Origin of the sequence: Microbacterium sp. K27 (genome assembly GCF_004794435.1) — a bacterium.
In the GTDB taxonomy this organism is placed as follows: Bacteria; Actinomycetota; Actinomycetes; order Actinomycetales; family Microbacteriaceae; genus Microbacterium; species Microbacterium maritypicum_A.
In genome coordinates this window covers 1-12599 of sequence record NZ_SSDK01000042.1, presented here as the reverse complement: position 1 = coordinate 12599, position 12599 = coordinate 1, and the positions used below count along the sequence as shown (strand labels likewise).

The following is a 12599-nucleotide window of genomic DNA, read 5'->3' as shown; positions in this document are numbered from 1 at the left end:
ATGCTATTCGGCGGCGGCCAGGGCGGCGGCGACGATGTCGAGTCCCTCGTTCAGCAGGTCGTCGCCGATCGAGAGCGGAGGGAGGAAGCGGATGACGTTGCCGTAGGTTCCACAGGTGAGGACGATGACGCCCTGCGCGATGCACGCCTTGGCGACGGCGGCCGTGAGAGCGGCGTTCGGCGCCTTGGTCTCGGGGTCGACGAACTCGGCGGCGATCATCGCACCGTGGCCGCGGACGTCGCCGACGCGCGGGTCGTTCTGCTGGATCGCGGTGAGGCGGTCGATGAGGATCGTGCCGATCTCGCGCGCCCGCTCGATCACGCCGTCGTTCTCGAACACGTCGATCGAGGCGAGGGCTGCGGCGCAGGCGATGGGGTTGCCCCCGTAGGTGCCACCGAGGCCGCCCGAGTGCGAGGCGTCCATGATCTCGGAGCGACCGGTGACCGCAGCGAGCGGGAGGCCGCCGGCGATGCCCTTGGCCGTGGTGATCAGATCGGGCTCGATGCCGAAGATCTCGCTCGCGAACATGTGCCCGGTGCGGGCGAAGCCGGTCTGCACCTCGTCGGCGATGAACACGACGCCGTTCGCGCGGCACCACTCGACGATCGCGGGGAGGAACCCGTCGGCGGGGACGATGAAGCCGCCCTCGCCCTGGATGGGCTCGATGATGACCGCGGCCAGGTTGTCGGCGCCGATCTGCTTCTCGAGCTGGAGGATGACGCGGGCCGCGGCCTCACGTCCATCGAGTCCGTCGCGGAACGGGTACGACGTCGGCGCCCGATAGACCTCGGGCGCGAAGGGGCCGAAACCGCTCTTGTAGGGCATCGACTTGGCGGTGAGCGCCATGGTCAGGTTGGTGCGGCCGTGGTAGCCGTGGTCGAAGGCCACGACCGCCTGGCGACCGGTGTGCTTGCGGGCGATCTTGATCGCGTTCTCGACGGCCTCGGCGCCCGAGTTGAACAGGGCGCTCTTCTTGGCGAAGTCACCGGGGGTCACGCGGTTGAGCGCCTCGGCGACGCCGACGTACGACTCGTAGGGCGAGATCATGAAACAGGTGTGGGTGAACTGCGCGGCCTGAGCGGCGACGGCCGCGGCGACCTTGGGGTGCGCGTTGCCGACGGTGGTCACGGCGATGCCGGAGCCGAGGTCGATGAGCGAGTTCCCGTCGGCGTCCACGACGACGCCGCCACCGGCGGCGACAGCGGCGACCGGAACGGTGTGTCCGACGCCCGCTGCCACGGCATCCGCCTTGCGCGCGAGGATCTCGGCGGAACGGGGGCCGGGAAGATCCGTGACCAGACGACGCTCTTGGGGGAGGTCGGGTCCGCCGAGAGGGACTGCGGGGGCTGCGGTGTCGAGGAGTGCCATGTTCGCGAGCGTACGGCGGCCACCGAGCCGGCTGCACTCACCGGTCTGTACAATCTGGAGAAGCAAATCGCCCGCTCGTACAACTCGCCGGAGGTCACCGTGGTCGTCACCGCCCAGCCGACCCTGCGCGCCCTGTTGCAGCGTCGCGACCTCGGGCTCTCTCTGATCCCCCGCGAAGGCGACATCCCCGATGGGGCACTCGACCGCCCGCTGCGTTGGGTGCACAGCTCCGATCTCGCCGACCCCACCCCGTTCCTGTCCGAAGACCTGGCGCTGCTGACCACCGGAACCCAGTTCGACGAAGCCGTCAGCATCGACACGTACGTCGGGCGACTCGCGGACCGCGGGGTGATCGGTCTGGGATTCGGAACCGAGGTGCACCGGTCCGGCATCCCCGAAGAGCTCGTCGACGCGTGCGCCGCGCACGGGATGCCGCTGTTCGCCGTCCCGTACCGCACCCCGTTCATCGCCGTCGCCCGCGCGCACTCCGAGGCGATCGCGGCTCAGGCGTATGCCCGACGGTCCTGGGCCCTCGACACGCAGCGTGCCCTCGCTCTCGCCGCCCTCCGACCGCACGGCCTCGATGCGACGATCGCCGAACTCGGGCGGCGAATCGGCGTCTGGGCCGGGATGTTCGACGCCGCCGGAGCGCTCACCCTCTCCCACCCTCGCGAAACGGTGGAGGCCCGTGTGCTCGACGAGCTCGGGAATCGCGCGGTGGAGATCCTGACCCGTGGACTCGAGGCGGGGCAGTCGCTCAGCATCGAAGACCATTCGTTCATGCTGTTCACGGTCGGCCGCGGCGGCCATCTGCGGGGCGTCATCGCCCTCGCCGTCGATACGCTCGATCCCGAAGCCCGGTCGGTCGTGACCTCGGTGATCGCCATGGCAGGACTCGCGATGGAGCAGAGCGAGCAGCTCGCCCGCAGCCGTCGTCGCCTGCACGCGCAGCTCCTCAGATCGCTCCTCGCCGACGACCCCACCTTGGCCAGGAGGGTGCTGGGCGGCCTGCCCACCGCACCCGTGCTCGTGGCCGTCGCCGCCGACGCGCCGGCAGGGCCGCTCGCCGACTGGTGGGAGCGGCACCGCGCCGAGCACGGGACCTCGATCTTCCTCGCCGAATCCGAGGACGGGGTGACGATGTGCGTCTCAGCCGGAGACGAGGCCCTGCTCGACGAGGTCGCCGCCCGCTTCGGCATCCGCATCGGCGTCTCCGATCCCGAAGGGTACGACTCGTTCGCCCGGGCACACGCGCAGGCGCTCACGGCGCTGCGTCAGCAGGGCACCCACGGGGTCGCCCGCTACTCCGACACCGTCGGGTCGAGCATCCTCACGGCCCTCGCGACCGACGAGGCGCGCCTCGTCGCCGAATCGCGCCTGGCCCCGGTGCGCGAGCACGACGCCCGTACCGGCGCCGAGCTCGAACGCTCGCTGCGCACCTGGCTGGAGCATGACGCGAAAGCGGAATCCGCCGCGGTCGCGCTCGGAGTGCATCGGCACACCCTGCGCTCCCGCATCGCCCACGCGGGAGCGCTGCTCGACGTCGATCTGTCGACCTTCCCCGCCCGCGCCGAGCTCTGGACGATCCTGCAGACCGCCCGCGACTGAGCCGGGGCGGCAGCACCCTCCCGATCATCCACGTGCTTCCTGCTCGCACCCCGCGCGGCGAGAACGCGCCGGTCGCACTTCGCGCCGCCCCCGCGACGTCTGAGCGGCAGGAACTGCAACCGGAGCAGCGGTCCAACATCGGGCCAGGAGCGGGTCAGGAGTGGATGCGCGCTCCCGCAGCCAGCACCGCCCGGCACCGCGTGACGTCATCGGCAGTCTGGGCGATCAACGCCTCGACGCCGTCGAACCGCAGCGTCGGGCGAAGGCGCGCGACGAGGGTCACGCACAGGCGCCGACCGTAGAGGTCGATGTCGGCATCATGCAGGTGCACCTCGACGCGTCGCTCGCGATCGCCGTCGAAGGTCGGGTTCATCCCGACACTGACACTCGCCGCCCACGACAGCAGGTCGTCGTCGATCCGCACCCACGCCGCGTAGATCCCGTCGTCGGGCAGATCTTCGTGGTCGAGCGCCAGGTTCGCCGTCGGGAAGCCGAGCTCGCGACCCCGACCGTCGCCGGGGACGACCAGTCCGACGATCGTCCCGGGCGGCGACGCGCTCACGCGTTCTCGGGGGCGGCGATCGAGCGGTAGCGGCTCTGATGGAAGACCAGGGGCTCGACGTCGTCGAACAGCGTGATGTCGGCGATCTCGTACAGCGCGATCTCGTGGTCGCCGCCGTCGAACGTGCTGTGCAGGCGACACGTGAGCCAGAGCGCTGCGTCCGCGATCAGCACGGCTCCGCCATCGGTGCGGCGCCACTCATGGCCGCCGAACCGGTCGCCTTCCCTCGCCGAGAGCGAGCGGCTGAGCGGCTCGTGGTGCGCGGCGAGCACACTCATGCCGAGCTCGGGCACGGTGCGCAGCACCGGCCAGGTCTTCGACGTACGGGCGGCGCTGATCGCCACCAGCGCCGGTTCGAGCGAGATCGAGGTGAAGGAGTTGACCGCCATTCCCACGGCACGGTCGTCGACGTGCGCGGCCAGGGCCACGACGCCGGTCGGGTACACCGAGAAGGCCCGGCGGAGGGCGAGGTCGCGCGGGACCGTATCGTTCGTCAGCGCGTCGGTCACGACAGTCGTCATTTCGGCTTCCTTTCGTTAGTCAACTTTGACTAGTTTTGATAATAGGCAACTTTGATCATGCAAACAACAGGAAAGGCGAAGGCCAGCCGTTAGCATGAGGGGCATGTCGACCACCCGCCTCGTCGTCCTCGGCGCCGTGAAGCAGTTCCAGCCCGTGCACGGGTACTTCCTCCGTCGCGAACTCATGACCTGGCACGTCGACGAGTGGGCGCATATCCAACCCGGATCGATCTACAACGCCCTGCGCGCCCTCGAGGTCGACGGCTACATCGCCGAAAGCGGCACCGAGGCCGAGGGCAAGCGCCCGGCGCGGACCACCTACCGCATCACCCCGGCCGGCGAGGTCGAACTGCAGCGCATGCTGCGCGAGAACCTCTGGAACGTCGCAGCCTTCGACACCCAGGCCATCATGACCGTCGCCTCGTTCATGTTCGTTCTGAGTCGGCAGGAGGTGATCGCCGGCCTCGAGCACCGCCTCATCAAGAGCGACGCGATCATCACGCAGAACGGCTTCGACGTGCAGGACACGCTGCGCTCCGAGACGACGCCCAAGTACGTGCGGGAGATCTTCGACCTCTCCACAGCCCGCCTCACGGCCGAGAAGCAGTGGCTGCTCGACCTGCTGGAACGTCTGCGCGGTGGGGAGTACACATTCGCCGGCGAGACGACCGAGGGCGCAGCGTCGGCCGACGCGGGCACCTCGGCCTGAGGTCAGCGCGACGAGACGAGCGCGTCGATCGACTCGCGCGACAGGGCCGACGTCGTCGCACCCCGATGCTGCGCCACCACGGCGCCGGCCGCACAGGCGCGGATCAGCGCCGTCTCGATTGCTCCTCCCTGGGCGAGCGCGGCGGCCAGGGCTCCGCAGAACGCATCGCCGGCGCCGGTCGTATCCACCGGATCGATCCGGAACGCGTCGACCTGCAGAGGATCGCTCCCCGCGCGATGCAGCACCACTCCCCCGGCACCCCGGGTGAGAACCACGACCGGGGCTCCGGCGGCGTGCAGCCGGTCGATGCCGCCGAGCGCGGCGCACTCGGTCTCGTTGACCACCAGCACGTCGACGTCGCCGAGCATCTCGACCGCCCCGGCGTGTGCGGGCGCGGCGTTCAGAATCGTCAGGGCTCCGGCCGTCCGGCCCGCGCGCAGGGCGGCCGCCACGCTCGCGAGCGGAACCTCCAGCTGCGCGAGCACGACCGCCGCGCCCGCGATCCCGGCGACCGCGTCGTCGACATCGAGCTCGGCGTTCGCACCGGCCGCGACGATGATGCTGTTGTCGCCGTCGTCGAAGGCCAGCACGTGGGCGACGCCGGTCGGAACGGCGGCACTCCGGCGCAGGGCCGCCGCGACTCCGGCATCCGCCAGCGTCTGCTGCAGCACGTCGGCGGCCTCGTCCGTTCCGACCACCGCACAGAACCGGGTCGGAGCCCCGCTGCGTGCGGAGGCGACGGCCTGATTCAGCCCCTTGCCCCCGGCGAAGCGGCCGCCGGCCCGACCGAGCAGGGTCTCGCCGACGCGGGGAGGGCGCGAAACCTCGACCACGAGATCGAGATTCGCGCTCCCCACGACGGCGACACCGGTGAGGGTGTCAGACACGCGACATCGTCCGTCGGTACTGGGAGCCGGTGTGCGAGTCGGCGAGCGCCGGCGTCGGCGTGCCGATCAGACGCTCACGCAGCGACTGCGGCTCGGCCGAGGGTTCGGCGATCGCACCGCGCTCCTTGAGGATCGGCAGCACGTGCTCGATGAAGTCGACCGTCGACGCCGGCGGGATGACGGGAGCGAACAGGAATCCGTCCAGGTCGGCGCCGTCGGCGAGCTCGATCATCCGGTCTGCCACCTGCTCGGGGGTGCCGACGATCGGGCGGGCGCCGACGCCGTGCGCGTGCCAGTCTCCGAGAACGTCGCCGACCGTCTTGTCGGCGAAGCGGGCGACCTGGGTCTGCGACAGCTCGGTGCTCAGCTCCGACATCGGCGTGTTCGGCGCATAGGCCGAGAGGTCGAGGCCGGTGAACCATGCGTAGGAGGCGACGGTGACGTCGGGGTTCTGCGCGTCGGCGACCTCGGCGTACTTGCGCTGCGCCTCTTCCTCGGTGCTGCCGACGATCGCGGCGAATGCCGACATGATCTTCACCTCGTCCGCCCCGCGGCCGTTCTTGACGGCCTCTTCGCGGATCGCCGACGAGTGCGCACGCAGCTGCTCGACCGAGCCGCTGCCGACGAAGATCGCCTCGCCGTGCTTGCCCCCGAACTCCCGGCCCGCGGGGGAAGCCCCGGCCTGGAACAGCACCGGGGTACCCTGCGGCGAGCGCGAGGTGTTGCCGTAGCCGTGCGATCGGAAGTACGGGCCGTCGTGGGCGATGCGGTGCACTTTCGACGGGTCGGCGAAGCGCCCGGACTTGTCGCGCTCCAGGGCCCCTTCCTCCCACGCCTGCTCCCACAGCTTGTAGACGACCTGCATGAAGTCGTCGGCCATGAGGTAGCGCTCGTCGTGGCCGACCATCGGCACGCCGAAGCCCTGCACAGCCGTGTCGGCCGTGCCGGTGGTGACCACGTTCCAGCCGATCCGGCCGCCGGAGAGGATGTCGAGCGTCGCCATCCGTCGCGCGAACGAATAGGGCGGTTCGAGCAGCGTCGAGCCGGTGGCGACGAGCCCCAGGCGCGTCGTCTCGGGGATGAGAGCGGCGAGGATGATCGCCGGGTCCAGACGCGGCAGATCGAGGCCTTCGAGGGAGCAGATGTCGGGACGCTCGCCGGCGACGTCGGCCCACCCCCAGGCATCCGCGAGGAACAGGAAGTCGAACCCGGCGTCCTCGACCATGCGCGCGGTGTCGCGCCAGTACTCGAGCTTGTCGAACAGGTAGCGCCCGTTGTCGGGGTGCCGCCACGTGGCGGTGCCGGAGTCGTTCGCCTGGGCGTTCTCGAAGAGGCCGAGACGCAACTGCTTGACGGTGTTCTGATCGGTCATGTGCGGGTGCCTTCCTTGTGGGTGGTTCGTTCTGCTGGTTCCGGAGTCGTTCTGCTGGTTCCGGAGTCGTTCTGCTGGTTCCGGAGCGGTTCTGGAGTGGTTCCGGGCACGCCGGAGGAACCCCGGGACGGGTTGGGGGGGCACCCGTCCCGGGATGAGGGTGCCGCGTCAGCCCTTGGCCGTGACCTCGCCGTCGCTCCACCAGAGCACGCGCTTGCGCACCAGGGCGAGGACGATGATCAGGAGCACACCGAGCAGGCAGAGCAGAGCGATGCTGGCCCAGGTGACCGCGAGGTTCGCCTGCGCCGCAGACGTGGTGACGAGCGAGCCGAGACCGGCCTGCTGTCCCGCCGCGACGAACTCGGCGACCGCCGCGCCGACCACCGCGAGCGGCAGGGCGATGCGGAGCCCTGCGAACACGTAGGGCATGCTGCCGGGAAAGCGCAGCTCGCGGAAGATCTCCCACCGCGAGGCGTGCAGCGTCTTGAAGACGTCGAGCGCCTTCTGATCGACGTCGCGCAGACCCGCGAGCGAGTTCACGAGCATCGGGAAGAACACCACGAGCCCCGTCACGATGAACTTCGGCACCATGCCGAAGCCGAAGGCCACGACCAGTGCGGGGGCGATCGCCACGATCGGGGTCACCATCACGATGATGACCAGCGGCATGACCGCCCGCTCGATGATCTGGAACTCCGCCATGACGACCGCCAGGAGGAATCCGGCGAGGATGCCGGCGGCGGCGCCGACCACCACCTCGAGGAGCGTGACGAGGAAGTTCGACCAGTACATGCCGGCGTCATCGACGAGGCTGGCGCCGATCGCCTCCAGCGTCGGCAGCACGTACGGGTTGGTCCAGGCCACGACCTGCCAGAGGAGAGCGGCGATCACGAAGGTGATCAACGTGGGTCCCCACGCTCCCCAGCGCAGCCAGGAAGGAACTCCCCGGCGTGGCTGGGCCTTCAGGCGGGCGGTCGCGAGGGTCGCGGTCGTGTCTCTCATCGTCAGCTCAGACATGGGCCTTCTCCGTCTGCGCGCGCAGCGCACCGCGCACGACTGCTTCCAGTTCGCGGAACTCGTCCGTCGCGTAGGCCTCTTCGGTGCGCGGCCGCGGCAGGTTCACATCGATCACCTGGGCGATGCGCCCCGGGTGCGCGGCCATCACCACGATGCGGTCGGAGAGCATGATCGCCTCCGGCACCGAGTGCGTGACGAACATGACGGCCTTGCGGTTGGACTGCCAGAACTCCAGCAGCGCGATCCGCTGCAGGTCGCGGTTCATCTCGTCCAGCGCCGAGAACGGCTCGTCCATCAGCATGATGGCCGGGTCGAACACGAAGGCCCTCGCGATCGCGGCGCGCTGCTGCATGCCGCCCGAGAGCTGACCGGGGTACTTCTTCATCGCCTGTCCGAGCCCGAACGTCGACAACAGCTCCTCCGGGTCGCGCAGCGCTCGCCCGGTGTTGGCCTTGGCGTTGATCCGCACCGGCAGCTCGACGTTCTCGCGCACCGTCTTCCACGGCAGCAGTGCGGGCGACTGCGGCACGAGACCGATCTTCTTGTCGCGCGAAGCCGCCGTGACGCTCTCGCCGTCGATCGTGACGCTTCCGGAGTCGGCGTCGAGAAGGCCGGCGACGACCTTGAGCAGTGTGGACTTGCCGCAGCCGCTCGGGCCGATCACCGACACGAACTCGCCCATGCCGATCGTCAGGCTCACATCATCGAGCACGGTGACCTTCGCGCCGTCGACGCCGAACGACTTCGAGACGTTCCTGACCTCGACGCCGGCGCCGTGTGCGACCGTCATCACTTCTCCTGCCAGATCAGGGCGTCGCCGTCGTAGAGGTCGGCGACCAGGTCGGCGTCCATCATGTCGGCGATCGCGGGCAGCTCCTTGACATCGCCGTACTTCTTCACGAGGGCGTACTCGGGCTCCCACATCGACTCGTTCTGCACGCCGGGGTTCCCGCCGGCGCTCTCGCGCACCCACGCGGACTCCACCTCCCACGTGCGGGCGAGCTGGTCGCGGGGGAACGCTGCGCCCTGACCGCTGTCCTCGGCCAGCTTCGCGAGCTTGTCGATGCAGGCATCCGACTCGTCCAGGCAGTACTGCAGCGCCTTGAGGCTCGCCCGCATGAAGTCGGCGGCGACCTCGCGGTGCTCGTCGAGGAATCGGGAATTCACCTCCATCACGTTGTATGTACCCTCGACGCCGAGATCGGCGGGGAGGAACTCGCTGAACGGCAGGCCCTGAGCCTTGAGCGACTGCGGCTGGTTGGAGGCGTAGCCGACGATCGCGTCGACCTGCTCGCGGACGACGACCGTGGGGTCGTAGTTGGTCATCTTGACCATCTCGACCTTCGAGACGTCGACGCCGGCCTCGTCGAGCATGGCCGAGGCGATCGGCGTCAGGTTGATGAAGTATCCGAGCGATCCGCCCTCGAGGTCCTTCAGGCTCTCGAGCTTCTCGTTGCCGAAGATCGAGAACGGCGGGGTCGTGCCGTAGGTGGCGACCGCCGTGAGGTTCTTGCTGTTCGCCGCCGCCAGCATCACGTCGGATGCAGAACCGAGAGCGGTGAACTGGGCCTGACCGGATGCCACGAGCTGCTGCCCGTTCGCCCCGGAGGCGTTGATCTCGACATCGAGGCACAGGTCGTCGAAGTAGCCCAGCTCCTCGGCGAGGAACACGTCGAGCTGGCCGGCGCTGGCGGAGTAGCCGTAGCCGGAGATGTAGGTGATGGTGCCGGCATCCTGATTCCGCTTGCAGGCGTCGGTGTCGCTCGCACTCGTGGGGGCGGTATCGCCGCCTGGCGTCTGCGCGGAGCATGCTCCGAGCGTCAGCGTGGCGGCGAGAACGCACGTCAGGGTGGCAGTGATGCGGAATCGGGTTTCCGCAGAGGAAGTAGCCATGAGGGTCCCTTCTCGGCCGTTCGTCGTTGATGGCTCGATGAAAGTAACATAGTCAAGATTGACTAAGCAAGATCAAACTAACTTTTGACGACAGGCACGACACGGACGGGGGCTGGACGGGCGTCGAGTGCACGCGAACTCGCCGAGTGCACGACTTGTCGACGTCGAGAAGCCGTGCACTCGGCAGGAAGCCGTGCACTCGGCGACACAGAGCGGGAGCGCGGGCGGAGCGGGAGCCGTCAGGGCCGGGGAGGAGCGGCAGGGTAGAGGTAGCGGCGCACGAACTCGTCGAAGAGCGGGACCATGTCGACGGTTTCGTCCAGGAGCCACTGCAGCTGGATCCCGTCCATGACGGCGCTGATCAGGCGCGCGGCGAGCGCGGGGTCGATGTCGTCGCGCACCTCACCGGCTTCCTGCCCACGGCGGAGGATCTCCACGGCTTCGTCGGCTCGGGCCCGGTAGCGGGCGGCGAACTCGGCGTGCGACGGATGCTCCGGATCGGTCGCCTCGGCCGAGACGATCGCGTACAACGACGTGAGGCCGCGCGAGGTCTGATTGTGGGCGACGACTCTCTTCGCCTGCTCGAGGAGGGTGTGCTCCGCGGGATCGCCCGCGGCCGCTCGTACCTTCTCGTCGCGCTGGTGCAGCACCTCGGCGAACAGCTCCTCCTTGTCGGCGAAGTGATGCAGGAGGCCGGCAGGCGTCACGCCGACGCGCTTCGCGATCTCCCGCAGCGACCCGCCGTGGAATCCGGTCCGGGAGAACACGACCAGCGCTTCGTCGACGATCGCCTGCCGTCGCGCCTGCCCTGTGGCGTAGGAGCCACGGGGGCCACGACCCGCTGTCGGCTGGCCGTCCGTTCCCACTGCCCACTCCCATCCCTCGTCGAGGGAAGCGGCGGTTCAGCCCTGGTGGCCGTTGCCGCCCGCACCCCACGACGAGCTGAATTCCTGCTGCCGCATCGCGGGACGCAGAAGCTTCTCCATCTCGCGATCCACGAAGTAGTCCTTGAGCTTATCCTTCGTGAGTTCGTTGCCGATCGCCGCCATGATCATCGACTGGTCGAGCGAGAGATAGCGCTCGGCGATCGTGCCGCTCTTCACGGCGACCGCGTCGTAGAACCCACCGGGGCCATAGGCGCCGAGGTCATCCTCGATGCCTTCGAGGTTGCGCAGCACGCCCTTGCGGTCATAGGGCAGCGCGAGGAAGGCCGCATGCGGCGTGACCACGCCGTCGCCGAACTCGGGAGCGGGGTTCGTGCCTGCCGCACAGCCCGGACGATCCACATCGACGTCGGTCTTCTCGGCGTCGGACGTGTAGCCGTCGGAGCGCATGCCCGCGATGTCGACGCCGTACTCCGCGTATCCGCCGAAGGGATCACTCGCGGGCGAGAAGCCCCAGTACCCGTATCCGGCCTCGTCGAGTCCATGCTGCTTCTGCACGGCGACCGTGATCGGATGATTGAGCTTCCACGACTTCGGCCCCCACTTCGTCTCGGGGACGAGCAGATCGGGCATCAGCGACTCGAACATGCTGCCGCCCCAGCTGGGGACGAACGACATACCGTCATAGCTGTACGCGCCTTCCCAGACCTCGACGCCGTCGTAGGTGCGGTACTCCCCCTCGGGAAGCTGCTCCTGCCAAGCCCAGTCGCAGCCGGGCGGCATCGTGCGATGCGTGCCGTACAACGCCGCCGCCGGGATCTGGCCGTTGGCGATGCCGAGATAGGTCGCGATGCGGCTCTCGCTCACGGTCGTGTCGTAGTGGTGGCAGGTGTAGTAGGCGGTCTCGCCCGATCCGTTGTACATCGGGGCCGCGACGCTGCAGTCCGGCGGCACCTCGTCCCAGAAACCGCCGCGGTTGGTGCCGGCGGGGAGACCGGCGGCACCCGCGGGATCGAAGAACGAGGCGAAGTCCATGGAGTCGTAGAGGGCGTCCGCCTGCACCGCGAGGGCAGGATCCGCCTCGCGGACGATACGCAGGGCGGCGGCCAGCCACCCGTTGTCGACCGTGCTGAGGAACGGGTGCACCGGATCGCCGGAGTCGGGCCAGGTCGTCAGCTTCTCCCCCGTCGTGGGCGAGTACCAGTTGTAGAACATGCCGCTCGCGTCATTGCGCTCGAGCCCTTCGAGGGTGTCGAGCGTGGCGGACATGCGGCTGCGCGCCTCGTCGGCGCCGATGATGCCGAGGTCTCGCGCCGTGACGGTCGACCACAGGTATCCGCCGATGTTCGTCGGAGAAGTGTATGCGCTGGGGGTCTGCAGGTCGCCGGTGATGTTGTCGGCCGGAAGGCCCGTCTCCTCATCGGTCATCGCCGCGAGGGAGCCCCAGGTGTCCTGTGCCCAGCGCGTGAGCTCGGCGTCGCCCTGACGGCCGCCTCCCGCCGCCGCCGGTCCGGCCAGGGCCAGGCCTGAGACGACCAGTCCGACCGTGGCCAGTGTGCTCATCCATCGCTTCATCACGTCTCCTCATCGAGAACGGGCGCCGCTGACCGGAGCCACTCCACACGCGAAAACCTAACAGGTGTTCAGTGTTGGCTCAACCCCCGCTTCCGTCCGCTCCGTAGCCTGCGCAGGATGCCCGCTCGAGTCGATCCATCCGCTCCGGTCGCACTTCCTGTCGCCTTCGCCGCTCCCGGGCGGCAGCAACTGCGACCGGAACG

The 12599-nt window shown here is 69.1% G+C and carries 12 protein-coding genes; 2 read left to right on the top strand and 10 right to left on the bottom strand.

Going from position 1 to position 12599, the window contains the following annotated elements; translation table 11 throughout:
- Positions 1–3: 3 nt before the first annotated feature.
- The gene (gabT, locus tag DW307_RS13080; protein ID WP_136024942.1) at positions 4–1368 is read right to left on the bottom strand and encodes a 4-aminobutyrate--2-oxoglutarate transaminase; all 1365 of its coding nucleotides are present in this window, start codon (positions 1366–1368) and stop codon (positions 4–6) included.
- A gap of 99 nt (positions 1369–1467) precedes the next feature.
- On the opposite strand from gabT, the gene DW307_RS13075 reads away from it, so the two are divergent.
- Positions 1468–2976 (top strand): PucR family transcriptional regulator, encoded by a 1509-nt coding sequence (locus tag DW307_RS13075; RefSeq protein ID WP_136024941.1) that lies wholly within the window; start codon positions 1468–1470, stop codon positions 2974–2976.
- A gap of 154 nt (positions 2977–3130) precedes the next feature.
- Here the strand turns inward: DW307_RS13075 and DW307_RS13070 are convergent, their stop codons facing one another.
- The gene (locus tag DW307_RS13070) at positions 3131–3538 is read right to left on the bottom strand and encodes a riboflavin kinase (protein WP_021201078.1); all 408 of its coding nucleotides are present in this window, start codon (positions 3536–3538) and stop codon (positions 3131–3133) included.
- A complete protein-coding gene (locus DW307_RS13065) occupies positions 3535–4059 on the bottom strand; it encodes a flavin reductase family protein (RefSeq protein ID WP_021201079.1) in 525 nt (174 codons plus the stop codon). Before DW307_RS13065 ends, DW307_RS13070 begins: the two co-directional genes overlap by 4 nt.
- 103 nt (positions 4060–4162) lie before the next feature.
- On the opposite strand from DW307_RS13065, the gene DW307_RS13060 reads away from it, so the two are divergent.
- Positions 4163–4768, top strand: a complete 606-nt coding sequence (locus tag DW307_RS13060; protein ID WP_136024940.1) for a PadR family transcriptional regulator — start codon at positions 4163–4165, stop codon at positions 4766–4768.
- A 2-nt stretch (positions 4769–4770) separates the two neighbouring features.
- On the opposite strand, the gene DW307_RS13055 is transcribed toward DW307_RS13060, so the two are convergent.
- From DW307_RS13055 to DW307_RS13025, 7 genes are all read right to left on the bottom strand, one after another.
- Positions 4771–5655: a ribokinase gene (locus tag DW307_RS13055; RefSeq protein WP_136024939.1), complete on the bottom strand. Its 885-nt coding sequence runs from the start codon at positions 5653–5655 to the stop codon at positions 4771–4773.
- On the bottom strand, positions 5648–7027 hold the full coding sequence (locus DW307_RS13050; protein WP_021201082.1) for an NtaA/DmoA family FMN-dependent monooxygenase: 1380 nt from the start codon (positions 7025–7027) through the stop codon (positions 5648–5650). The genes DW307_RS13055 and DW307_RS13050 overlap by 8 nt, the downstream gene beginning before the upstream one ends.
- Positions 7028–7195: 168 nt before the next feature.
- Complete coding sequence (locus tag DW307_RS13045) at positions 7196–8044, bottom strand: ABC transporter permease (RefSeq protein WP_021201083.1); 849 nt, start codon at positions 8042–8044, stop codon at positions 7196–7198.
- The gene (locus DW307_RS13040; protein ID WP_136024938.1) at positions 8037–8834 is read right to left on the bottom strand and encodes an ABC transporter ATP-binding protein; all 798 of its coding nucleotides are present in this window, start codon (positions 8832–8834) and stop codon (positions 8037–8039) included. Before DW307_RS13040 ends, DW307_RS13045 begins: the two co-directional genes overlap by 8 nt.
- Positions 8834–9937: an ABC transporter substrate-binding protein gene (locus DW307_RS13035; RefSeq protein ID WP_029258922.1), complete on the bottom strand. Its 1104-nt coding sequence runs from the start codon at positions 9935–9937 to the stop codon at positions 8834–8836. Before DW307_RS13035 ends, DW307_RS13040 begins: the two co-directional genes overlap by 1 nt.
- 239 nt (positions 9938–10176) lie before the next feature.
- Entirely contained in the window at positions 10177–10803 is a 627-nt protein-coding gene (locus tag DW307_RS13030; RefSeq protein ID WP_136024937.1) for a TetR/AcrR family transcriptional regulator, read from the bottom strand.
- A gap of 36 nt (positions 10804–10839) precedes the next feature.
- Complete coding sequence (locus tag DW307_RS13025) at positions 10840–12384, bottom strand: glucoamylase family protein (protein WP_446723838.1); 1545 nt, start codon at positions 12382–12384, stop codon at positions 10840–10842.
- Positions 12385–12599: the final 215 nt, after the last annotated feature.